The sequence below is a fragment of the Bradyrhizobium sp. Leaf396 genome (genome assembly GCF_001424605.1).
GTDB lineage: Bacteria > Pseudomonadota > Alphaproteobacteria > Rhizobiales > Xanthobacteraceae > Bradyrhizobium > Bradyrhizobium japonicum_C.
Genome location: NZ_LMQJ01000064.1, coordinates 197704 through 220131 on the forward strand (window position 1 = coordinate 197704; position 22428 = coordinate 220131).

26 protein-coding genes are annotated in these 22428 nt (G+C 63.5%); 18 read left to right on the forward strand and 8 right to left on the reverse strand.

The features are described 5' to 3' along the window. The first annotated feature begins 7 nt into the window (after positions 1-7). The 14 genes from nuoH (at position 8) to ASG57_RS39885 (ending at position 11882) form a co-directional block, all read left to right on the forward strand. Positions 8-1075 carry an NADH-quinone oxidoreductase subunit NuoH gene (gene nuoH / locus ASG57_RS32275; RefSeq protein ID WP_029674295.1) on the forward strand — a complete coding sequence of 356 codons (1068 nt, stop codon included), beginning with the start codon at positions 8-10 and terminating at the stop codon, positions 1073-1075. Positions 1076-1089: 14 nt separating this feature from the next. Then, positions 1090-1578 (forward strand): NADH-quinone oxidoreductase subunit NuoI, encoded by a 489-nt coding sequence (gene nuoI, locus ASG57_RS32280; protein WP_024341235.1) that lies wholly within the window; start codon positions 1090-1092, stop codon positions 1576-1578. A gap of 9 nt (positions 1579-1587) precedes the next feature. Then, the gene (locus ASG57_RS32285; RefSeq protein WP_057198897.1) at positions 1588-2226 is read left to right on the forward strand and encodes an NADH-quinone oxidoreductase subunit J; all 639 of its coding nucleotides are present in this window, start codon (positions 1588-1590) and stop codon (positions 2224-2226) included. After that, positions 2223-2531: an NADH-quinone oxidoreductase subunit NuoK gene (nuoK, locus tag ASG57_RS32290; RefSeq protein ID WP_015685769.1), complete on the forward strand. Its 309-nt coding sequence runs from the start codon at positions 2223-2225 to the stop codon at positions 2529-2531. The genes ASG57_RS32285 and nuoK overlap by 4 nt, the downstream gene beginning before the upstream one ends. Positions 2532-2539: 8 nt before the next feature. Further along, positions 2540-4642, forward strand: a complete 2103-nt coding sequence (nuoL, locus tag ASG57_RS32295; RefSeq protein WP_057198898.1) for an NADH-quinone oxidoreductase subunit L — start codon at positions 2540-2542, stop codon at positions 4640-4642. Then, positions 4643-6151, forward strand: a complete 1509-nt coding sequence (locus ASG57_RS32300) for an NADH-quinone oxidoreductase subunit M (protein ID WP_024341238.1) — start codon at positions 4643-4645, stop codon at positions 6149-6151. Between the two features lie 22 nt (positions 6152-6173). After that, positions 6174-7610, forward strand: coding sequence for an NADH-quinone oxidoreductase subunit NuoN (gene nuoN / locus ASG57_RS32305; protein ID WP_057198899.1), 1437 nt, complete (start codon positions 6174-6176; stop codon positions 7608-7610). 1 nt (position 7611) lies between these two features. Further along, positions 7612-8418 (forward strand): biotin--[acetyl-CoA-carboxylase] ligase, encoded by an 807-nt coding sequence (locus ASG57_RS32310; protein WP_024341240.1) that lies wholly within the window; start codon positions 7612-7614, stop codon positions 8416-8418. Then, positions 8418-10088 carry a ribonuclease J gene (locus ASG57_RS32315; protein WP_024341241.1) on the forward strand — a complete coding sequence of 557 codons (1671 nt, stop codon included), beginning with the start codon at positions 8418-8420 and terminating at the stop codon, positions 10086-10088. Before ASG57_RS32310 ends, ASG57_RS32315 begins: the two co-directional genes overlap by 1 nt. A 15-nt stretch (positions 10089-10103) precedes the next feature. Continuing rightward, entirely contained in the window at positions 10104-10508 is a 405-nt protein-coding gene (mce, locus tag ASG57_RS32320; protein WP_024341242.1) for a methylmalonyl-CoA epimerase, read from the forward strand. 9 nt (positions 10509-10517) lie between these two features. Next, positions 10518-10793 carry a DUF1467 family protein gene (locus ASG57_RS32325; RefSeq protein ID WP_024341243.1) on the forward strand — a complete coding sequence of 92 codons (276 nt, stop codon included), beginning with the start codon at positions 10518-10520 and terminating at the stop codon, positions 10791-10793. A 104-nt stretch (positions 10794-10897) separates the two neighbouring features. Further along, positions 10898-11251, forward strand: a complete 354-nt coding sequence (locus tag ASG57_RS32330; protein ID WP_057198900.1) for a hypothetical protein — start codon at positions 10898-10900, stop codon at positions 11249-11251. A 27-nt stretch (positions 11252-11278) separates the two neighbouring features. Then, complete coding sequence (locus ASG57_RS39880) at positions 11279-11515, forward strand: class I SAM-dependent methyltransferase (protein WP_349510073.1); 237 nt, start codon at positions 11279-11281, stop codon at positions 11513-11515. Next, the gene (locus tag ASG57_RS39885; RefSeq protein ID WP_349510074.1) at positions 11508-11882 is read left to right on the forward strand and encodes a class I SAM-dependent methyltransferase; all 375 of its coding nucleotides are present in this window, start codon (positions 11508-11510) and stop codon (positions 11880-11882) included. The genes ASG57_RS39880 and ASG57_RS39885 overlap by 8 nt, the downstream gene beginning before the upstream one ends. A gap of 99 nt (positions 11883-11981) precedes the next feature. On the opposite strand, the gene ASG57_RS32340 is transcribed toward ASG57_RS39885, so the two are convergent. Then, the gene (locus ASG57_RS32340; protein WP_024341246.1) at positions 11982-12245 is read right to left on the reverse strand and encodes a GlsB/YeaQ/YmgE family stress response membrane protein; all 264 of its coding nucleotides are present in this window, start codon (positions 12243-12245) and stop codon (positions 11982-11984) included. Positions 12246-12277: 32 nt separating this feature from the next. Then, a complete protein-coding gene (locus ASG57_RS32345) occupies positions 12278-12730 on the reverse strand; it encodes a YidB family protein (RefSeq protein WP_024341247.1) in 453 nt (150 codons plus the stop codon). A 315-nt stretch (positions 12731-13045) separates the two neighbouring features. On the opposite strand from ASG57_RS32345, the gene mtnK reads away from it, so the two are divergent. Then, a complete protein-coding gene (mtnK, locus tag ASG57_RS32350; RefSeq protein ID WP_024341248.1) occupies positions 13046-14332 on the forward strand; it encodes an S-methyl-5-thioribose kinase in 1287 nt (428 codons plus the stop codon). A 130-nt stretch (positions 14333-14462) separates the two neighbouring features. Here the strand turns inward: mtnK and ASG57_RS32355 are convergent, their stop codons facing one another. The 3 genes from ASG57_RS32355 to ASG57_RS32365 form a co-directional block, all read right to left on the reverse strand. Then, positions 14463-15443 carry a tripartite tricarboxylate transporter substrate binding protein gene (locus ASG57_RS32355; RefSeq protein ID WP_024341249.1) on the reverse strand — a complete coding sequence of 327 codons (981 nt, stop codon included), beginning with the start codon at positions 15441-15443 and terminating at the stop codon, positions 14463-14465. A gap of 132 nt (positions 15444-15575) precedes the next feature. After that, positions 15576-16028, reverse strand: coding sequence for a MaoC family dehydratase (locus ASG57_RS32360; RefSeq protein WP_024341250.1), 453 nt, complete (start codon positions 16026-16028; stop codon positions 15576-15578). 27 nt (positions 16029-16055) lie between these two features. After that, on the reverse strand, positions 16056-16532 hold the full coding sequence (locus tag ASG57_RS32365; RefSeq protein WP_024341251.1) for a MaoC family dehydratase: 477 nt from the start codon (positions 16530-16532) through the stop codon (positions 16056-16058). Between the two features lie 99 nt (positions 16533-16631). Between ASG57_RS32365 and ASG57_RS32370 the strand changes: the two genes are divergently transcribed. Continuing rightward, positions 16632-17402 carry an IclR family transcriptional regulator domain-containing protein gene (locus tag ASG57_RS32370; RefSeq protein WP_024341252.1) on the forward strand — a complete coding sequence of 257 codons (771 nt, stop codon included), beginning with the start codon at positions 16632-16634 and terminating at the stop codon, positions 17400-17402. A gap of 316 nt (positions 17403-17718) precedes the next feature. On the opposite strand, the gene ASG57_RS32375 is transcribed toward ASG57_RS32370, so the two are convergent. Next, on the reverse strand, positions 17719-18348 hold the full coding sequence (locus tag ASG57_RS32375) for a LysR family transcriptional regulator (RefSeq protein ID WP_024341253.1): 630 nt from the start codon (positions 18346-18348) through the stop codon (positions 17719-17721). Between the two features lie 20 nt (positions 18349-18368). On the opposite strand from ASG57_RS32375, the gene ASG57_RS32380 reads away from it, so the two are divergent. Both ASG57_RS32380 and ASG57_RS32385 read left to right on the forward strand, forming a co-directional pair. Beyond that, positions 18369-18869 (forward strand): RidA family protein, encoded by a 501-nt coding sequence (locus ASG57_RS32380; protein WP_156402893.1) that lies wholly within the window; start codon positions 18369-18371, stop codon positions 18867-18869. A gap of 48 nt (positions 18870-18917) precedes the next feature. Further along, a complete protein-coding gene (locus ASG57_RS32385) occupies positions 18918-19628 on the forward strand; it encodes an L-2-amino-thiazoline-4-carboxylic acid hydrolase (protein WP_057198902.1) in 711 nt (236 codons plus the stop codon). A gap of 243 nt (positions 19629-19871) precedes the next feature. Here ASG57_RS32385 and ASG57_RS32390 read toward each other — a convergent pair whose 3' ends face one another. Next, positions 19872-20897, reverse strand: a complete 1026-nt coding sequence (locus ASG57_RS32390; RefSeq protein WP_024341256.1) for an ABC transporter permease — start codon at positions 20895-20897, stop codon at positions 19872-19874. Positions 20898-20908: 11 nt separating this feature from the next. Then, positions 20909-22411, reverse strand: a complete 1503-nt coding sequence (locus tag ASG57_RS32395; RefSeq protein WP_057198903.1) for a sugar ABC transporter ATP-binding protein — start codon at positions 22409-22411, stop codon at positions 20909-20911. Positions 22412-22428: the final 17 nt, after the last annotated feature.

Here is a 22428-nt window from a genome sequence, read left to right on the forward strand (position 1 = left end):
TGATCTGATGGAATTTTTCGAAAGCGCATTCTGGACCGGGTTCCTCTGGCCGCTGATCATCATGGTCGCGCAGAGCGTCCTGGTGCTCGTCGTCCTTTTGGTCGCGATCGCCTACATCCTGCTTGCCGACCGCAAGATCTGGGCGGCGGTGCAGATCCGCCGCGGCCCGAACGTGGTCGGTCCCTGGGGCCTGCTGCAGTCCTTCGCGGACCTGCTCAAATTCGTGCTGAAGGAGCCGATCATCCCGGCGGGGGCCAACAAGGGCGTGTTCCTGCTGGCGCCGCTGGTGTCGTGCGTGCTCGCGCTGGCCGCCTGGGCGGTGATCCCGACCAATCTCGGCTGGGTGATCGCCGACATCAATGTCGGCATCCTCTTCATCTTCGCGATCTCGTCGCTGTCGATCTACGGCATCATCATGGCCGGCTGGTCGTCGAACTCGAAATACCCGTTCCTGGCCGCGCTGCGCTCGGCGGCGCAGATGGTGTCCTACGAGGTCTCGATCGGCTTCGTCATCATCACCGTGCTGCTCTGCGCCGGCACGCTGAACCTCACCGCCGTGGTCGAGGCCCAGCACACCCGTGGCCTTGCCAGCCTGATCGGGCTGCCGCAGTTGACGATCCTGAACTGGTACGTCTGGCCGCTGTTTCCGATGTTCGTGGTGTTCTACGTCTCGGCGCTGGCGGAAACCAACCGTCCGCCCTTCGACCTCGTCGAAGCGGAATCCGAACTCGTCGCCGGCTTCATGGTCGAATACGGCTCGACTCCCTACCTGCTGTTCATGCTCGGCGAGTATGTCGCGATCGTCACGATGTGCGCGATGGCCACCATCTTGTTCCTCGGCGGCTGGCTGCCGCCGGTGGACCTGCCGCCCTTCAACTGGGTGCCGGGGATTATCTGGTTCTCGCTGAAGCTGTTCTTCATGTTCTTCCTGTTCGCGATGGCGAAGGCGATCGTGCCCCGCTACCGCTACGATCAACTGATGCGCCTCGGCTGGAAGGTGTTCCTGCCGCTGTCGCTCGCGATGGTGATCGTGGTGGCCGGCGTGCTGCAATTCGCCGGCATCGCGCCGAAGTGAGGGCCGTCATGGGTATCAATATCAACGCCACTGCACGCTCGCTCCTGCTGTCGGAATTCGTCTCGGCGTTTTTCCTCGCCATGCGCTACTTCTTCCAGCCGAAGCCGACGCTGAACTATCCGTTCGAGAAGGGCCCGATCTCGCCGCGCTTCCGCGGCGAGCACGCGCTGCGCCGCTATCCGAACGGCGAAGAGCGCTGCATCGCCTGCAAGCTGTGCGAAGCAGTGTGCCCGGCGCAGGCCATTACCATCGAGGCCGGCCCGCGCCGCAACGACGGCACCCGCCGCACCGTGCGCTACGACATCGACATGGTGAAGTGCATCTATTGCGGCCTCTGCCAGGAGGCCTGCCCGGTCGATGCCATCGTCGAGGGCCCGAATTTCGAGTTCGCGACCGAGACCCGCGAGGAGCTCTATTATGACAAGGCCAAGCTGCTCGCCAACGGCGACCGCTGGGAACGCGAGATCGCGAAAGCGATCGAGCTCGACGCGCCGTACCGGTGAGGTGGGGGCATGATCCTTCCCGCGCTGTTCTTCTATCTCTTCGCCGGCGTCTGCGTCGCCTCGGCGGTGATGGTGATTGTCTCGCGCAATCCCGTGCACTCCGTGCTGTACCTGATCCTGGCCTTCGTCAACGCCTCCGGCCTGTTCGTGCTGATGGGCGCCGAGTTCCTCGGCATGATGCTGATCGTCGTCTATGTCGGCGCGGTCGCCGTGTTGTTCCTGTTCGTGATCATGATGCTCGACGTCGACTTCCTCCAGCTGCGCGAAGGATTCATCGAGTACCTGCCGGTCGGCCTCGTGATCGGCGGCATCTTCCTGTTCGAACTGCTGCTCACTGTCGGATTCTGGGTCATCAATCCCGGCGTCTCCAAGACCATCACGGCGGCGATCCCGGCCGATGTCAGCAACACCGAGGCGCTCGGCCTCGTGCTCTATACGAAGTACATCCACTACTTCCAGCTCTCGGGCATGGTGCTGCTGGTTGCCATGATCGGCGCCATCGTGCTGACGCTGCGCCACAAGGCCAGCGTGAAGCGGCAGGACATCAACGTTCAGAACGCGCGCACGCCCGAAATGGCGATGGCGATGCGCAAGGTGGCGCCGGGGCAGGGGCTCTCGGACGCCGATGCGGCGGAGTGGGTGAAATGACGATCGGGCTCGGACACTACCTGGCGGTCGGCGCGATCCTGTTCACGCTCGGCATTCTCGGCATCTTCCTGAACCGCAAGAACATCATCGTCATCTTGATGTCGATCGAGCTGATCCTGCTCGCGGTCAACATCAACCTCGTGGCGTTCTCGACCTTCCTCGGCGACATTGTCGGCCAGGTCTTCGCGCTGTTGGTGCTCACCGTCGCGGCGGCGGAAGCCGCGATCGGTCTCGCCATCCTGGTGGTCTATTTCCGCAACCGCGGTTCGATCGCGGTTGAGGACGTCAATCTGATGAAGGGCTGAGCTCTCAAATGGTTCAGGCAATCGTTTTCCTGCCTCTGCTGGGCGCCATTCTGGCCGGCCTGATCGCGCTGTTCGGGGCGCATGCCCGCAACCCCTCGGGCGACGAGGTCGAGCATCACGGCGACCACGGGCATGCGCCTGCCCATGCATCCGATACGATCAATCAGGACGCCTCGGTCATCCACGAGACCCATCACGAGCCCGGCGACGGGCATGACGATCACGGTCATGGCCCGGCCGAGCCGCCCGCGGCGGGCTCGCGCGGCGCCGAGCTGATCACAACGACCCTGCTGTTCGTCTCGGCCGCGCTATCCTGGATGACGCTGGTCGATGTGGGCTTCATGCACCACGACTACAGGATCCAGCTGCTGCCCTGGATCTTCTCCGGCGACCTCCAGGTCTGGTGGACGCTCCGCGTCGACACGCTCACCGCCGTGATGCTGGTGGTGGTCACGACCGTGTCCTCGCTCGTGCACCTCTATTCCATTGGCTACATGGACGAGGACCCGAACCGGCCTCGCTTCTTCGGCTATCTCTCGCTGTTCACCTTCGCCATGCTGATGCTGGTGACGGCGGACAACCTCGTGCAGCTGTTCTTCGGCTGGGAAGGCGTGGGTCTGGCCAGCTACCTGCTGATCGGCTTCTGGTACCAGAAGCCGTCGGCGAACGCCGCCGCGATCAAGGCCTTCGTGGTCAACCGCGTCGGCGATTTCGGCTTCGCGCTCGGCATCTTCGCGGTCTTTATGCTTGTCGGCTCGACCGATTTCGAGACGATCTTCAATGCCGCCCCCGGCCTCACCGGCAAGACCATCAACTTCCTGGGCTGGCATGCCGATGCGCTGACCCTGACCTGCCTGCTGCTGTTCATGGGCGCGATGGGCAAGTCCGCGCAGTTCCTGCTGCACACCTGGTTGCCGGACGCGATGGAGGGTCCGACCCCGGTGTCGGCGCTGATCCACGCCGCGACCATGGTCACCGCCGGCGTCTTCATGGTGGCGCGCCTGTCGCCGCTGTTCGAGCTCGCGCCGAACGCGCAGGCCGTCGTGATGTTCTTCGGCGCCACCACGGCGTTCTTCGCGGCGACCATCGGCCTCGTCCAGAACGACATCAAGCGCATCGTCGCCTACTCGACCTGCTCGCAACTCGGCTACATGTTCGTGGCGATGGGGGCAGGGGCCTATTCGGTCGGCATGTTCCACCTGTTCACGCACGCCTTCTTCAAGGCGCTGCTGTTCCTGGGCTCCGGCTCGGTGATCTACGCGATGCACCACGAGCAGGACATCCGCAACATGGGCGGCCTCTGGAAGAAGATCCCCTACACCTATGCGGTGATGGTGGTCGGCACCCTGGCGCTGACCGGCTTCCCGCTCACAGCCGGCTATTTCTCCAAGGACGCGATCATCGAGGCGGCCTATGCCTCGCACAATCCGTTCGCGGTGTACGGCTTCCTCATGACGATCGTCGCCGCCGGCCTGACCTCGTTCTACTCCTGGCGCCTGATCTTCAAGACCTTCCACGGCGAGCCGCATGACGAGCATCACTACGAGGCCGCGCACGAGGCTCCGCTCTGGATGCTGATCCCGCTCGGCGTGCTCGCGGTCGGCTCGTTCGTCGCAGGGCTGCCGTTCAAGGAGCTGTTCGCCGGTCACGGCATCGAGGAGTTCTTCCGCGAGTCCTTGAAGATGAACCCGCACATCATCGAGGAGATGCACCACATCCCGCAGACCATCGCCTTCCTGCCGACGGTCATGATGGTGCTGGGCTTCCTCGTCTCGTACCTGTTCTACATCCGCCGTCCCTACCTGCCGGTCGAGCTCGCGAACACGCAGCCGATGCTGTACCAGTTCCTGCTCAACAAATGGTACTTCGACGAGCTCTACGACATCATCTTCGTCCGTCCGGCGAAGTGGCTCGGATACCAGCTCTGGAAGAAGGGCGACGGCTTCATCATCGACGGCCTCGGCCCCGACGGCGTCTCGGCGCGCGTGCTTGATGTCACCCGCAACGTCGTCAAGATCCAGACCGGCTATCTCTATCACTACGCATTCGCCATGCTGATCGGCGCCGCCGGGCTGATCACCTGGTTCATGTTCGGCTTTGGAGGCCAGTAAATGACAACCTGGCCCATCCTTTCGGTCACGACGTTCCTGCCGCTGGTCGGCGCGCTGATCGTCTATCTCAGCCGCGGCGATGACGAGGCAGCCAAGCGCAATTCGCGCTGGATCGCGCTCTGGACCACGCTGATCACCTTCGCGGTGTCGGTGATCCTGGTCATGCGCTTCGATCCCGCCAACCCGGACTTCCAGTTCGTCGAGAAGGCGAACTGGCTCGCCACCGGCATCACCTACCACATGGGCGTCGACGGCATCTCGCTGCCGCTGGTGATCCTGACCACCGCAGTGATGCCGTTCTGCATCATCGCGAGCTGGAAGGCGATCACCAACCGCGTCCGCGAATACATGATGGCGTTCCTGATCCTGGAAACGCTGATGATCGGCACCTTCTCGGCGCTCGACCTCGTGCTGTTCTACCTGTTCTTCGAGGGCGGCCTGATCCCGATGTTCCTCATCATCGGCGTCTGGGGCGGTCCGCGCCGGGTCTACGCGTCGTTCAAGTTCTTCCTCTACACGCTGCTCGGATCGGTCCTGATGCTGCTCGCCATCATGGCGCTGTACTGGAACGGCGGCACCACCGATATCCCGACCCTGATGCACACCGCCGTGCCGCGCGGTTTGCAAACCTGGGCGTGGCTCGCGTTCTTCGCCTCGTTTGCGGTGAAGATGCCGATGTGGCCGGTGCACACCTGGCTGCCCGACGCGCACGTCGAAGCGCCGACCGCGGGCTCCGTGGTCCTGGCCGCGATCCTCCTGAAGATGGGCGGCTACGGCTTCCTGCGCTTCTCGCTGCCGATGTTCCCCCTGGCCTCGCACGACTTCGCGCCGCTGGTGTTCACGCTGTCGGCCATCGCCATCATCTACACCTCGCTGGTGGCCCTGATGCAGGAGGACATGAAGAAGCTGATCGCTTACTCGTCCGTGGCGCATATGGGCTTCGTCACCATGGGCATCTTCGCCGGCACCATGCAGGGTGTCGCCGGCGGCGTCTTCCAGATGATCTCGCACGGCATCGTCTCCGGCGCGCTGTTCCTCTGCGTCGGCGTTGTCTACGACCGCCTGCATACCCGCGAGATCGCGGCCTATGGCGGCCTCGTCAACCGGATGCCGCTCTATGCCCTGACCTTCATGGTTTTCACCATGGCCAATGTCGGTCTGCCCGGCACGAGCGGATTCGTCGGCGAGTTCATGACGCTGCTCGGCACCTTCAAGGTCTCGATCCCGACCGCGTTCTTCGCCAGCTTCGGCGTGATCCTGTCGGCGGCCTATGCGCTGTGGCTCTACCGCAAGGTCGTGTTCGGCGCGTTGGTCAAGCCGTCGTTGGCGAACATGAAGGATCTCACCTTCCGGGAGTGCCTGACGCTGTTCCCGATGATCGCGCTGACGATCCTGTTTGGCGTCTACCCGAAGCCGGTGCTCGACATGTCGGCCGCCTCGGTCCAGCAACTCGTCAACAACTACAACTCCGCCGTGACGGCCGTGAAGGCCGCCGCACTGCTCCAGTAAACGGGCAGGTCAGGATATCGCCATGAACTTTGTGATTGCAGGTTATCAACTGGCGCCGGTGCTGCCCGAGCTCGTGCTCGCGGTCGGCGCGATGGCGCTTCTGATGCTCGGAGCCTTTCGCGGGCAGGGGTCGACCAGCACCGTCACCTCTCTGGCGGTGGTGCTCCTGATCGTGGTCGGCGCGCTCGTCTACATGCAGCCCGCGGGCAAGCAGGTCACATTCGGCGGCAGCTTCATCGTCGACGACTTCGCCCGCTTCATGAAGATCCTGGCCCTGATCGGCTCGGCGGTGACGCTGGTGCTGTCGACCGAGTTCCTGTCCGACCCCTCGCGCCGCATCTTCGAATATGCCATCCTGGTGCTGCTCTCGACGCTCGGCATGATGGTGCTGATCTCGGCCGGCGACCTGATCTCGCTCTATCTCGGCCTCGAACTGATGTCGCTCGCGCTCTACGTCGTGGCGGCCTCGAACCGTGACAATGCCAAGTCGACCGAAGCCGGCCTGAAGTATTTCGTGCTCGGCGCGCTGTCTTCGGGCATGCTGCTCTACGGAGCCTCGCTGGTCTATGGCTTCACCGGCACGGTCAGCTTCACCGGGATTGCCGCGGCCGCGACGGTCTCGAATGTCGGCCTGGTGTTCGGCCTCGTCTTCCTGCTCGTCGGCCTCTGCTTCAAGGTCTCGGCCGTGCCGTTCCACATGTGGACGCCGGACGTCTATGAGGGCGCGCCGACCCCGGTCACCGCCTTTTTCGCGTCCGCGCCGAAGGTGGCCGCGCTCGCCGTCTTCACCCGCGTCACGCTGACCGCATTCCCAGGCATCGTCTCGCAATGGCAGCAGATCCTGGTGTTCGTCTCGATCGCCTCGATGGCGCTCGGCTCCTTCGCCGCGATCGGCCAGACCAACATCAAGCGCCTGATGGCGTACTCCTCGATCGGCCACATGGGCTTTGCCCTCGTCGGCCTCGCCTCCGGCACGGTCGAGGGCGCGCAGGGCGTGCTGATGTACATCGTGATCTATGTCGCGATGACGCTCGGCTCGTTCGCCATCATCCTCGCCATGAAGCGCAACGGCCAAGCCGTGGAGCAGATCACCGATTTCGCCGGCCTGTCGCGGACCAATCCGCTGCTCGCCTTCATGTTCGCGATGCTGCTGTTCTCGCTCGCCGGCATTCCGCCGCTCGCCGGCTTCTTCGCCAAATGGTACGTCTTCGTCGCGGCCATCAAGGCGAACCTGTTCACGCTCGCCGTCATCGGCGTGCTGACCAGCGTGGTGGGTGCTTACTACTACCTCGCCATCGTCAAGACGATGTACTTCGACGAGCCGGCCGGCCAGGTCGATCCGGTGCGCATCGAGGTGCGGACGGTGCTGGCGGTCGCGGGCCTGTTCAACCTGCTGTTCGCGTTGTTTGCGGGTCCCGTGGTGAGCGTCGCCTCGGCCGCGGCAAAGTCGCTGTTCTAGGATGGCTTTCGCGCTCGGTCCTCGCGCATTGTCCGCGGGCTACAAGCTCGCGGCGTTCGATCGGACCGGCTCGACCAATACCGAGGCGATCGAGCGCGCCCGCGCCGGCGAACGCGGCCCGATGTGGTTCGTGACATCTGAGCAGACCGCCGGCCGCGGCCGCCGCCAGCGCGCCTGGATCGCGCCGAGGGGCAATCTCGCAGCCAGCGTCCTCGAAGTCCTGGACATTGCGCCTGCGGTCGCCGCCACGATCGGTTTTGCGGCGGGTCTGGCGCAAGAGGCGGCGCTGGAAAAGGTGAGCCTCGAGGCCGCATTGCGGTTCGGTCCTGACAGGCCCCGCTACGTCCTGAAATGGCCGAATGATGTGCTCGCCGGCGGCAAGAAGCTGGTCGGCATTGGCCTCGAGGCCGAGGCGGTCGGGAGCGGCCTCGCTGTCGTCGTCGGCATCGGTACCAACGTGGTTGCCGCTCCCGAGGGCACGCCGACCCCGGCGGTGTCGCTGGCCGCGCTCGGCGTGCAGATCAGCGCCGAGGAGCTGTTTTCGGCCCTCTCGGATGCCTGGGTCGAGTTCCGCGGCATCTGGGACAATGGCCGCGGCTTCGCCGAGATCCGCAAGCTCTGGCTGGAGCGCGCTGCCGGCCTCGGTGAGAAGGTCTCGATCCACACGGGAACCATGACGCTGGAAGGCGTTTTTGACACTATCGACGACACCGGCTGCCTGATCGTTCGCACCCCCGAAGGCCGCCTTGTGCCGGTGGCTGCGGGCGAGGTGTTCTTCGGTCCCGTTGCCTCCGTGGGAGCTGCGTGATGGCAAGGCCGGAAGAATTGGTGTTTGCGCCGCTCGGCGGCGTCGGCGAGATCGGCATGAACCTGTCGATCTACGGCCTGGGCAACCGTCACCAGCGCGCCTGGCTCGCGGTCGATCTCGGCGTGTCCTTCGGCGACGAGGAGCATCTGCCGGGCATCGATCTGATCATGCCGGACATCGCCTTCCTGGAGAAGGAGCGCAAGAACTTGATGGGTCTGGTGTTGACCCATGCCCATGAGGACCATTTCGGCGCCATCATCGACCTCTGGCCCAAGCTGAAATGCCCGATCTACGCCACCAAGTTCAGCGCTGCGCTGTTCGAGGCCAAATGCGCTGCCGAGCGCAACGCGCCCGAGATCCCGGTCACCGTGGTGCCATCAGGCGGTCGCGTCGATGTCGGCCCGTTCAACGTCGAGTTCATTCCCGTCGCGCATTCGATTCCCGAAGCGCATGCACTGGCGATCCACACCGATGCCGGCATCGTGTTGCACACCGGCGACTGGAAGATCGACCCCACCCCGACCCTGGGGCCCCCGACGGACGAGAAGCGGCTGCGCGAACTGGGCGAGCAGGGTGTGCTCGCCCTGATCGGCGATTCCACCAATGCCGTGCGCGACGGCCGCTCGCCATCGGAAGCCGACGTCGCCCGGACCATCATCGAGCTCGTGAAGACGGCCAAGGGGCGGGTCGCGGTGACGACCTTCGCCTCCAACGTCGCCCGCATCAAGGCCGTGGCCGACGCTGCGAAAGCTGCCGACCGCGAGGTCGTCGTGGTCGGGCGCGCCATGGAGCGTGTGGTGCAGGTCGCGCGCGAGACCGGCTATCTCGAGAACGTGCAGAATTTCCGCTCGCCCGAGGTCTACGGCCATCTTCCGCAGGACAAGGTGCTGGCGCTGTGCACCGGCAGCCAGGGCGAGCCGCGCGCGGCGCTGGCCCGCATCGCCAACGACGACCATCCCGAGATCACGCTCAACCGCGGCGACAGCGTCATCTTTTCCTCGCGCACCATTCCGGGCAACGAGAAGGCCGTCAGCTCGATCGTCAACAATCTGGTGCTCCAGGGCGTCGAGATCATCACCGACCGCGACGCCCTGGTCCACGTCTCCGGCCATCCCCGCCGCGAGGAATTGCGCGACCTGATTTCCTGGGTGAAGCCGCAGCTCCTGATTCCGGTCCATGGCGAGGCCCTGCACCTGCACGAGCACGCAAAGCTGGCGCGCGCCGCCGGCGTGCCGCGCGTGCTGGTGTGCCGCAACGGCGACCTCGTCAAGCTCGGTCCCGGTGATCCCGGCATCGTCGGCGAGGTGCCTTCCGGCCGTCTCTACAAGGATGGCACGATTTTGGAGGACTCCAAGTCCCGCGCCGTGGTCGAGCGGCGCCGCATGGCTTTTTCCGGCTGCGCCTTCGTCGCCATCGCCATGACCGGGCAGGGCGAGCTGGCCGACGAGCCCGAAGTCGATCTGGTCGGCATCCCCGAGAAGAACAGGTCGGGCGAGACTTTCGACGACCTCGTCTTTGACGCCGTGATGTCCACGATCGAGGGGCTGCCAAGGGCGCGACGGCGGGATCCGGATGCTCTGGCCGAGTCGGTGCGACGTGCGGTCCGGGCCGTGATCAACGAACATTGGGGCAAGAAGCCCCCCTGTCTGGTACATGTACTGACAGTGTAAGGGGAGGGAGACAAGATGCTGGGCCGGCTCAACCATGTCGCGATCGCAACCAGGGATGCCGTCAAGGCTGCGAAGATCTATGGCGCGGCGTTCGGGGCCGAGATTTCGGAGGCCGTCCCGCTGCCCGAGCACGGCGTCACCACCGTGTTCGCGACCTTGCCCAACACCAAGATCGAGTTCATCGAGCCGCTTGGTGAGTCCTCGCCGATCGCGAAGTTCCTCGAGCGCAATGCGGACGGTGGCATCCACCATGTCTGCTACGAGGTCGTGGACATCATCGCATCGCGTGACACCTTGGTGAAGGAGGGCGCGCGGGTGCTCGGCGACGGCGTGCCGAAGATCGGCGCCCACGGCAAGCCGGTGCTGTTCCTGCACCCGAAGGACTTTTCCGGCGCGCTGGTCGAGATCGAGCAGGCGTAAGGCCGCCCCATGGCCATCCAGATCTCCACCGCGCTCGCGATCTACTTCGTCATCTGGTGGGTCGCGCTGTTCGTAACGCTGCCGTTCGGCGTGCGCAGCCAGCACGAAGATGGCGTCGGCGCACCCGGGACCGATCCTGGCGCGCCGATCCTGACGCGGATGGGCCGCAAGCTGATTTGGACCACGATCATCTCGGCGATCATCTACGGGGTCGGCGTCGCGGCCTATCATGCCGGCTACCTCTCGATCGAGCGCCTGTCGAAATTGATGGGAATGCCGTTCTAGTGTCACCTCTCCCCGTCGGGGAGAGGTGGAGTAGCTCGGCGATAGACTTTGCTTGATCGCGTTACTCGCCTAGAATTTTGCGATTAGTTTGTTCGGGGAAACCAATGACTTTTCAGCGTATCGTGGTCGCGCTTCTGGTCCTGATCGTCGCCGGACTTGGTGCCGTCGGCTATTTCGAATGGAAAATGGCCGTGCAGGTTCGCACCCTGAAGGCCTTCGTCGAGGGCTACGTCTTCAACGAGGCCGTGATGGCCTGCGAGCAGGCGAAGAGTTCGACGCCGTTCAAATGGAACGGCGGCAAGAGCACCTCGGTGATCGGCCTGAATTCGGTCAAGACCGACAAATACAGCGTCTACGCCAGCTACACGCTGGTGGCGGACAGCGTGTATTGTGATTACGATCCCATCAAGAGAAAGGCCGACATCGGTTCCAGCTTCCTGGAGCGGGAAACCTTCTAGCTTCGGCCGAAGCGCTGGAGCTCCTGGATGGCATCGGAAGCCGCAGCGGATATCATCGATCTCTACCAGCGCAAGGCCTTGGACTGGATCGAGAGTCGCGCCCAAAGCAGTCTGTTCGAACGAGCTTGGCTTGACCGTTTTCGTGCGCTGCTGCCGCCTGCCGGCTCAGTTCTCGATCTCGGCTGCGGCTCGGCGGAGCCGCTGGCGGAGTATCTGATCGGGCTTGATCATCCCGTCACGGGAGTCCTCTTCGGCCATGATTGATGCGTCCCGACGGCGTTTCCCCGAGCAGGAATGGATCGTCGCAGACATGCGCCAGCTTGCGATGGGCCGGAATTTTTGCGGCATCCTTGCCTGGGATAGCTTCTTTCACCTCTGTTTCGACGACCAGCGCCGCATGTTTCCGATCTTCCGCGACCATGCAAGGCCTGAGGCGGCGCTGATGTTCACGAGCGGTCCGGCCCGGGGCGAGGCGATCGGCGCGCTCGGCGGCGAGCCGCTCTATCATGCCAGCTTGGATCCCGCCGAGTATCGATCGCTGCTCGACCGCAACGGATTCCGCACGGTGTCGTACGTGATAGAAGACCCCGATTGCGGCGGTCACACCATCTGGCTGGCGCAGCGCATTTGAGAGGCGCGGCAAGTTCGCGACAGCAGCGGCATCGCAGCGACGCGAGCTGTCCGGCAGGCATTCCGCTGAGAGCGGGCCTGCCAGCAGCTCGCGCCAGTCCTAGATCGCTCGACGTTGCCGCCCGGCGAAGAGACCGTAGACAAACAGCACGATGATGGCGCCGACCACCGCACCGATCAGACCGGCCCCTTCGCCTGGACGATACCAGCCCAGCGCTTGCCCGAGGTAGGAGGCAACGAACGCGCCGACGATGCCGAGGATGGTCGTCAGGATGAAGCCGGAAGGTTCATTGTCGCCCGGCATGATGAACTTGGCGATCACACCGGCGAGAAAGCCAATGATGATGGTCCAAAGAATACTCATGTGTAGACCTCTTCTGAGTTGAGCCGCTGCTTCTATGCCTCGGGCAGACGCCCGTCAGGCGTGTATTTGTCGATTGCGGAAGGAAGCTCGCGGGACAGCCGTGCGACGATATCGTCCTGAGAAAGCCCGGTCTGTTGTGCAAGCTTCTCCAGGACGTCGCTGCCGACGGCTTCTTTGAGCTGCTGGGAGGAAATGTCCTTGTTAGGCCCGGGCTTCACCCATGAATCGGCGACCTCGCCCTGCCCATTTTGGTTGAACCGCTCCAGGAGCTCGCCAATCCCGCCGTTGAGGAGGCCGCCGATTCCGCCCGCTCCGAGCATGCCGCCGAGATTGCCGAGCATTCCTCCGAGCGGCTGCTGACCGCCTGCGGACGAGCCGCCACCCCCTGCGCCCTTCATCAGCTCAGCCAGTTTGTCGCGGTTCTGATATCCTGCAATGGCCAGCATGGCCAAAAGGGCAGTCATGGAGGGCATTCCGCGGCGCATCTGGCAACTCCTTCGAAAGGTCAGACACGCAAAACTGTCTCGGCCCGCTTGTGTTCCTTTAGATCGGCCCGCTCGCGACCAAGCGTCCCAGCGCGTCTAGCTCGCTGACCCCACGATGGTCGCTGCATGGAGCCGTTGCTGGGCCGATCCGCGGACGGTGTGGTGTGGTGGCTGCTCTTGGAGTGCGCCCAGCGACAGGCGGGTGGCAGACCGCGTCGATTGCGATTACGATCCGGTCAAAAGAATGGCCGGGATCGGCTCGAGCTTCCCAGCGTCGGGAGTAACGATCCGGTCCATAGGTGGGATGGGATCGTCATGACCGGGGACCGGGCAGGGGATTATCGGATTCTACATGAAGCCGACCTGCGGGATTATCTCGCGGGGATTTTGGAGCTCAAGGCGCTGCTCGGCGGCGATCCGTCCTCCTGGGAGATCACGGAGGTCGGCGACGGCAATCTCAACCTCGTCTTTATCGTCAAGGGGGCGCGCGCCGGTATCGCCGTGAAGCAGGCACTGCCTTATGTCCGGCTGGTCGGCGAAAGCTGGCCCTTGCCGCTGTCGCGGGCCCATTACGAATATCTCGCTCTGTCCCGGCAGGCCGAGCTCGCGCCCGGTCTCGTGCCGTCGCTGCTGCATCACAACGAACCCTTGGCCCTGACCGTGATGGAGTTGCTCGAGCCGCACATCATCATGCGCAAGGGGCTGGTTGCGGCGACGCAATATCCGCGGTTCGTGGACGACATCACCACCTTCATGGCGCAGACCTTGTTCTTCACGTCCGACCTCGCGCTGTCCGCAGCCGAGAAGAAGCAGGGCATTGCTGCCTTTGCCGGCAACCACGCGCTGTGCAAGATCACAGAGGACCTGATCTTCACCGATCCTTACCGCATCGCCGAGCAGAACCGCTGGACTACGCCCTATCTCGACGGCTTGGCCGCTGAGCTGCGCGAAGACATGGACCTGCATATTGCGGTCTCCCGCCTGAAGCTGAAGTTCATGGCAAGCCCTGAAGCGCTGCTTCATGGCGACCTCCACACCGGCTCCATCATGGTGACGGAGAACGAGACGAGGGTGATCGACCCTGAATTTGCGTTCTACGGTCCGATGGGATTCGATGTCGGCGCCGTGCTGGCGAACCTGCTGATGGCCTACTTTGCATCAAGCGGCCATGAGCGCGCACCGGGCGATCGCCGTGCGTTCGAGACGTGGCTGCTGGAGACCGTCGAGCAGGTCTGGAATGAGTTCGCCCGCAAGTTCCTCGATCTCTGGCGCGCCGGCGCGGAAGGCGATGGCTATCCTGTCTCGCTCTTCGCGGGCGAGAAGGGGGCGGCACGGCTGGAAGCCGAACGGCAGGCCTACATGCAGCGCCTGTTTGCCGACACGGTCGGCTTCGCCGCGGCCAAGGTCATCCGCCGCATCTTCGGTCTCGCCCACAACATCGACTTCGAGCTGATCGAAGACCCGCAGGCGCGCGCGACCTGCGAGGCGCGGGCGGTGCGGCTGGCGCGGGCAATGATGATGGAGACGAAGGCGTTTCCGGCGATCGCTGACGTCGCCGGCGCTGCGCGAAAACTGAGCGACTGGATGCCGGAGCTGTCCTGACGCCCTGGCGCATCATTGCAGTCCGTCGTTGCGAGCGTAGTGAAGCAATCCAGGCTTTCCGCGGGGAAGACTCCGGATCGTTTGGCTGGAACCGCAACGGGCCAACGATCGCCCCGCTCTGCCTCTTGCCTTATTCGAGAGGCACATTAGCCGCCTTGACAACGGCCGCCCATTTGTTGATCTCGGCGTGTACGAACCGGCTGAAATTCGTGCCCGCCAATGTGCCGGGAGTGACTCCCTGCGTTGCGAATTTCTCAGCGATGGTCGGACTGGCCAAAAGATCGCCCATGACCTCGACCATCCGAGAGTAGGCAGTGCTACCGTCCGCGGCGGGCATGTACATGCCGAACCATGCCGTCGCCTCGAAATTCTTGACGCCAGCTTCATCGAGAGTGGGCACGTCCGGAAGCGACGCCGCGCGCGTCATGCTGGTAACGGCGAGCACGCGAATGTTGCCAGCCGAGGCGGCCGGGAGCACGGTCGGCAGGGTGTCGAACATGATCGGGATATGGCCGCCAAGCAGGTCGTTCATAGCCGGCGCCGCTCCCTTGTAGGGGATGTGTACGATGTCGATGCCTGCCATTTGCTTGAAGAGTTCTCCGGACAAATGATTGGCGCCGCCGATGCCGGAGGAGCCAAACGACAGTTTGCCGGGATCTTTCTTCGCCATTGCGATCAGTTCGGCGACATTCTTGGCGGGGAAATCCTTGGAGACCACGAGCGCATTGGGAGCCCTCGCGACCAGCGCCACCGGCGAGAATGCGCTTTGCGTGTCATACGGCAGCTTGCGAAACAGACTCGGATTAATGACGTGGTGGGTGGCGGCGATGAGCAGCACGCTGCCGTCAGCCGGTGATTTTGCAACCATCTCGGAGCCGATGGTACCGGACGCGCCAGCACGATTTTCCACGATGGTCGGTACCCCAAGCTTCTCACCAAGCTGTTGTGCGATGAAACGCGCGAGAATGTCCGTGGTGCCGCCGGCCGGGAAGGGCACGACGATTTTGATCTGGCTCGGCGGGAACTGCTGGGCAGATGCCTCGCCAAGCGAATTCGAGAGCGATAGCAGCGTCAGCACCAGAGCGAGCCAGCTCCTTGCAACCCAGTTCATGTTTTCCTCCCGTCTAGCGTTCGAACGACGCTCATCGTTTTTTGTTGTGCCAAGGCTTGGCAGGGCCGGACGACCGGCTACGAAACGTGCCGATGCGGTGAGCGCAGCGGCATTCGCCGCCCGCGCGCCTCGTCAGGCCGCGATCGAATCAGACAGCGGAAACTCGACCATGGCTTCGCCCGCCGCGACGTGTTCGGCTCTTTGATTGCGGACCAGTACGTCGATCAGCACCCAGCGGGATTTCTGCGTCGTCTGCTTCGCCTTCACCACCCCCACCGGTTGAATGGTGTCGCCCGGCTTGACCGGCTTGAGCCAGCGCGTCTCCAAGCGTCGCTGAATGGCGCCGGCTGGGTAGGCCCAATCGGTCAGCATGCGGGTGATCAGCCCGAAATTGTTCATGCCGTGCATGATGATGCCGCCGAAATTAGTCTTGCCGAAGTTGTTCCTCATGTAGTCGTCGTCGAGATGCAGAGGGTTGTAGTCGAGCGAGCCATCGCAGAACAGGCGGATCGATTCACGTGACACGTCGAATTTCGGACCGTCGATCGTGTCGCCAACGGAAAGAGTGTCGAAGCTGGTGGTCATGCCGAGTTTCCTTGTCTATCGCTGCAATCAGGCGGGACGAATGGTCTGTCCGCGGCCAGAACAGATGACTTCGCCATGCTGATTGAAGAACACGTTGTCGTGGACGACGAAGAGGCGCTCGCGCTTGATGAACTTGTCCAATGCGCGCGCATGCAGGGTGATCATATCGCCAGGCCGAGCCGGCTTGTTGTAGCTCCAGGACTGGCCGGCATTGATGGTGCCCGGCGTTCGCATCCAATCGTCGTTCGGCGTGCAGGCGAACATCAGCAGAATGTGAATCGACGGCGGGGCGATTAAGCCGCCATACGGGGTTTTCCTGGCGTAAGCCTCGTCGAAGTAAAGCGGGTGATCTTCCCCGACCGAGCGGCAGTAGAGCTGGATGGCTTCCAACGTCAGCTTGTACGGAATCGTCTTGCGAGGTTCGCCAGGCACGATCTCGTCCCACACCTTTCGCAAGTTGGCGTCTTTCCAGAAATCGGTCTCGAACGTGGGCGCTTGCGTCATCGCATCTCCTTCCGTATGTTCGCCTAGCGAACGAATTTATCTGTTTATGAACTACTATGCGCGAAGCCCGTCTGCTTCCGCAAGAGGAGGCTGCGAAAAATGCCGAAGGAGAGTGACGGCTATGTCCGCGCGATCGAACGAGGTTTTGCCTTGATTGAGGCGCTCGGTCGATCACCGGGCCGTCACACGCTTTCGGAAGCTGCAGCTCATGCAGGACTCAACCGCGCGACGGCGCGACGCATGCTCAGTACCCTCGTCACGTTGAAATATTGCGAAGCCGACGGCCGTTACTTCCGCCTGCGGCCTCGTGCGTTGGGTCTCGGATTGTCCTATCTCAACGCATTGCCGTTCTGGGGCTTTGCTCAGCGGGCGCTCGAAGATCTGCGCAACGACATCGGCGAGTCCTGCGCGCTTGCCGTGCTCGATGAAAGCGACATCGTCTACGCTCTCAGGCTTCCGGCGCGGCGCATTCTGTCCGCCAATCTGGGCATCGGCAGCCGTCTTCCCGCGCATCTCGTGTCGCTCGGGCGTGTCCTTCTGGCGAACCTTCCCTTGGACGAGCGAGACCGCTATCTCGCAAGCACGCCCCTTAAGTCAGTCACACCGCGCACGATCACGGATGCCAAGCGTCTTGCGCATGAACTGCAATTGACGCGAGAGCGAGGCTACGCTTGGGTCGATGGCGAACTCGATCCGGCCATTTGCGGCATTGCCGTTCCAATCCGCGATCAAGCCGGCAGCGTCGTTGCCGCGGTCAGCATCAACTTGATTTCCGGCACGCTCACGGAGGCAGCCGCAAAGAAGCGCTATCTCGTGCGGCTTCAGAAGACCGCCCAGGATATTCGAACCCAATCGCTCTCGCCGTCGTGACGTTTGAATGCGTGGGACCGGCGATCTCGCCGAACGCTTCGATCCTGCAGCTTAGCTACCCCCGCCAGGATGCATCCTTGTCCCTGTTTTGCCCGCGCGTCAAATGTCGGCGCGACGGTAGCTCAAAGTCATTTCGGTCCGAAATCCTCAATGAATTCAGTTTTGCTCACAACAACGATGACCCCCAGGCGCGCGCGATTGCGAGGCGCGGGCAGTGCGCCTGGCGCGGGCGATGATTGCGTTTCCAACGATCGCTGACGTCGCCGGAGCTGCGCGAAACTGAGGGACTGGATGCCGGAGCTGTCCGGCTGAGAGTTCAACGTCTGCCGACGTCGACCAGACGAGGACGAAGCTGGCTTGGGCGCGGGATGTCGGCCGGCAGAGAGCGCAGCCATTCGCGGAAGCTGACGATCTCAGGGCAATCAGCGGCACCTTCGGGCGCAACCAGCCAATCACCGAGGCCCGATCTCCCATCGATCCGGTCGCAGCGATAACCGGGATGGTGGCTGAGACCGCGGCCAATCAACAGATCGACCTTGCCCTCGACGAGTTCATGCAGGCCGGCGGGCTGCAGCACCCGCAGGCCGATGTCCGGATGCGCGCTGCGAAACTCCGCCAACCCCAGGCGGCGCAGCTCGACGGCGCCGTGAACTCCCAGATGAAGCTGCACTGCACCTGCCGGCTTCAATTGCGAGGTCGCCTCCGCGATGTGGCGAAAGCCCTCGGATATTCCGGGCAGGTAAGCCTGGCCTGCGGCGGTGAGGATGAGCTGCTTGTGCAGCCGCTCGAACAACTGGACGCCGAGGCGAGCCTCCAGCGCCTTCACCTGCTGGCCCACGGCGGCCGGGGTCACGTGCAGCTCGTGCGCGGCGAGCTTGAAGCTGAGATGCCGGGCGGCAGCCTCGAAGGCGCGAAGCGCGTTGAGCGGGGGAAGGGCGTAGGTCATCGCAACGCAGTTTGACACCGATGAACTGTGCCCTTGCAATAGATTTTCTTGCGCTGAATCGCAGGAATGATGCTTTGCGCCGCGGCGCTTCCGCCGGCTACGGTCGACCCGTAATCCGGAGAAACCCTATGCCCGCCGCTCACATTGTCAGCCACAATCCCGCAACGGTCCATGCTCCCGCCGGTGGTTACAGCATGGGGTTTGAAATCAGTCAGCATCGACGGCTGTTGTTTGTCAGCGGTCAAGTGCCGGAGACGTCCGACGGCAGCGTGCCCGAAGGTTTCGAAGCGCAATGCGAGCAGGCCTGGCGCAACGTCATCGAGGTGCTCGCCGCTGCCGGCCTCGGCGTCAGGCATCTGGTCAAGGTCACCACCTTCCTGACGGATCTCGGTCAGGTCGTGCCCAATCGCGTTGTTCGCCGCAGGATGCTGGCGGGACACGAACCCGCGCTCACGGTCATGATTGCGCAAACCGTCGACAGCAAATGGCTGCTGGAGATCGAGGCGATCGCCGCAGAGTGAAAGTCGGCACGGCCGATTGTCGCAACGAGCCATCATGTCAGGTGTTCAATGGCCGAGATCCATCCCTTCTACCAGAAGCATCGGGAAGCAATGGAGGCGACCATGCGTGGTCGCCTCGACATTGCCGAGCCGATGTTGCGCGAGCGCACGCATCTCTCCGATGTCCATGAGATCAGGCGGGAGGTGATGGACGAATTTGGGATCGTCCTCACCCAGATGCCCTATGTCGGCGGTGCAGCCAGCCGCATGAGCGATTTCTTCATGCGCCTGACCGGTTTCATGGCCATCAGCCGGGTGCTCCGGCGCCACGGCGTGCCGGTGCCGGTGATCGGTGAGATCGAGCGGGAAACCTGCGCGGCACAATTGCTCACCGAGCCGGAAGCAGAGCGCCTTGCCTTGGGACGTCAGTTCATGTCGCCCGAAAACCAGGTGTTGCTGCGCGAGCAGGCCGCGAGGAGCACCACGGAGAGCCATGAGAAGGAGTTTCCGGACGACTTCGTCTACGATTTCGTAGAGCCGGGGCCAGGTGACGAGTTTGAATTCGGCATCGACTACAAGGCTTGCGGCTTCTGCAAGCTCGCAACGCGCCATGGCGACACGGAGATTCTGCCGAACATCTGTGGCCTCGACTTCGATGCCTACGCCACGCGAGGCATTCGCCTGGAAAGGACACGGACGCTGGCGGGCGGCGCCAGCCACTGCAATTTCCGCTTCTCGCGACTGGCATCGATACGAGAAGCCGAGGATACGAAAGGCTGAGAGTGGCTCCGCGTCTCCCCACGCGACGGTAAGGATGCCGGATCGCTCTCCTGCCGCCACACGGGGTAAGCCACGACTGATCGGAGCAACCGCCATGATGGCAACATAACCCTGTTTTGCCCGACGAGTCAAAGTTCACTTCGCTAAATCCGCAGTTCTCGCGAGGCGCCGGGCAAGCCATTGATTCCATGAGCCCGGCTACTGTGCATGGGGTTGTTTTCGCACTTTTGCTTTGGCGTCCGTCTATTCCGCGGCTTTCTCCCTCAAGCGCTGCGCGTAGACATTGATGATCAGCGCGGCCAGCAGGATCAGGCCGCGGATCAGGATCTTCAAGAAGCTGTCGATGTTGACGTGGTCGAGGCCGTTGTTGAGAACACCGAGAACGAAAAGCCCGACGATGGTGTTGCCGATGCCGCCGCGGCCGCCGAACAGGCTGGTGCCGCCGACGACGACCGCGGCGATGGAGTCGAGCAGGTAGGTGTCGAACTCGTTCTGCTGCGCGCTGCCGAAATGGGCGACGCCGAGCATGCCGCCGATGCCCGAGCAGACCGCCGAGATCACCATCACCGCGCCGAGGATCAGCTTGACGTTGAGGCCGGAATATTCGGCGGCCTCGCGGTTGCCCCCGACCATGTAGACGTAGCGGCCGAAGCGCGTGTAGGTCAGCACCAGATGGCCGCCGAGCAGCATCAGCGCGGCGATGATAACCAGCCAAGGAATGCCGCCGATCGAGCCCGAGCCGAGAGTCGTGATCAGGCTTGGCACCTTGTACGCGATCTGGCCGCGCACCAACAGCGCGGAGATGCCGGCGGCGATCTGCATCATCGCCAAGGTCATGATGAAGGAGGGAATTCCGATCACGGTCAGCCCCAGCGCGTTGACAAGGCCGAGCAGGGCGCAGAGCAGGATCGACAGCAGGATCGCAACCGCGCCGGGCAGCGGCACGTTGGCGATGTTGACGTAGGATTCCTGCAGCGTGAAGTAGGCCACCGCGATGCCGGTGACGTTGGCGATGGCGGCGATCGAAAGATCGATCTCGGCGCAGAGGATCACGAAGGTGAGGCCCACGGCGATGATGCCGGTGATCGATACCTGCGTCAGGATGTTGCCGAGATTGTCGAGCGTGGCGAAGGAGGGACTGGCGAAGGCGAAGAAGGTGAAGAGGCAGATCAGCGTCAGGAACGGGGCGATGTTGCGCATCTGCGAGCGCAAGAAGGGCGCGAGGCCCCGCGCCCGTGGTCCTGTCGCCAAAGCCGTCTCGCTGCTCATGTGCTTCTCCGTCACGCCGCCTCTAGCAGGCGGTCCTTGCTGACCGGCTCGTTCCTGAACTCCCGCACCAATGCGCCGCGCTTGAGCACGAGGATGCGGTCGGCCAGCGACAGCACCGTTTCCGGCTCGGTCGACAGCACGATGATCGCCAGCCCTTTTGTGCGGAGGTCGCGGACGATGTTGATGACGTCGTTCTTGGCGCCGACATCCATGCCGCGGGTCGGCTCGCACAGCACCAGGAGTTTCGGCGGATAGGTCAGCCATTTCGCCAGGGCGACCTTCTGCTGGTTTCCGCCAGAGAGCATGCCAAGATCGAGACCGACCACCGGCGGCCTGATCTGCAACTGCTCGACCTGGCGTTTGGCGATGTCGCGCTCCTGCCCTGGCTTGAGCAGCAGGGACGAAATGCGGTCGAGAATGCTGATCGAGATGTTCTTGTAGACCGGCTCCTGGTGAAACAGCATGTCGCGCCGACTCTCGGGCACCAGTGCTACGCCAGCACGCCGCGCCGCCGCCGTGCTGGCGAAGGTCTTCGGCGTACCCTCGACGGCGAGTGTGCCGCCGTCCGGCTTCAGCTTGCCGAACAGGATGCGCGACAGCTCCTGCTGGCCGCAGCCCATGAAACCGTAGATGCCGAGCACCTCGCCGGCGCGGGCCTCGAAGGAGACATCGTTGAGGCTGCGGCCGAGCGACAATTGCTCGGCCTTCAGGATCACTGCGCTCTCGCTCGGCCGCGGTAGCATCAGGTCGTCGGCGTAACTGTGCTCGAGCGCTTCGCCGCCGCGGCCGATCATGGCCTCGATCAGCGCGCTCTTGCTGGTCGCGGCGCTCGCAGTCTCCGCGACCTTCCGTCCGTTGCGGAACACGGTCACGGTGTCCGACACGCGCAGGATGTCCTCTATGAAGTGCGAGATGAAGACGATGGAGGTGCCTTCCTCGCGCAGCCGCTTGAGCGTCGCGAACAGCCGCTCGACCTCGGGCGGAGAGAGGGCGGAGGTCGGCTCGTCCAGGATCACTATCCGGGCTCCGGAGAACAGCACGCGCGCGATCTCGATCAGCTGCTGCAGCCCGATCGGAAGGTCGCCGAGCCTGGACATCGGATCGACGTCGATGCCGAAGCGGGCGAGCTGCTCGCCTGCCTCACGCGCCATCCGCCGCCATTGCACGAGGCCGAGGCGGTTGGTCGGCTGGTTGCCCAGGAAGACGTTCTCCGCAACCGTCAGGTCGGGGGCAACGCTGAGTTCCTGGTGCACCATGGCAATGCCGGCCGCGTGCGCATCGCGCGCGGAGCGGAAATGTGTCTCCCGGCCGTCCACCAGGAAGCGGCCGGAGAACTCGGTATGCACGCCGGCGATGATCTTCATCAGCGTGCTTTTCCCTGCGCCGTTTTCGCCGACGAGACCCTGGATCTCGCCGGGACAGAGCGCGAAGTCCACACCACGAAGCGCTTCGACCCCGCCGAAGCTCTTCGTGATGCCTTGCAGTTCCAGGATGGGCTGTTGTCCCTCAGGCATGAAGGTTCAGATCTTGG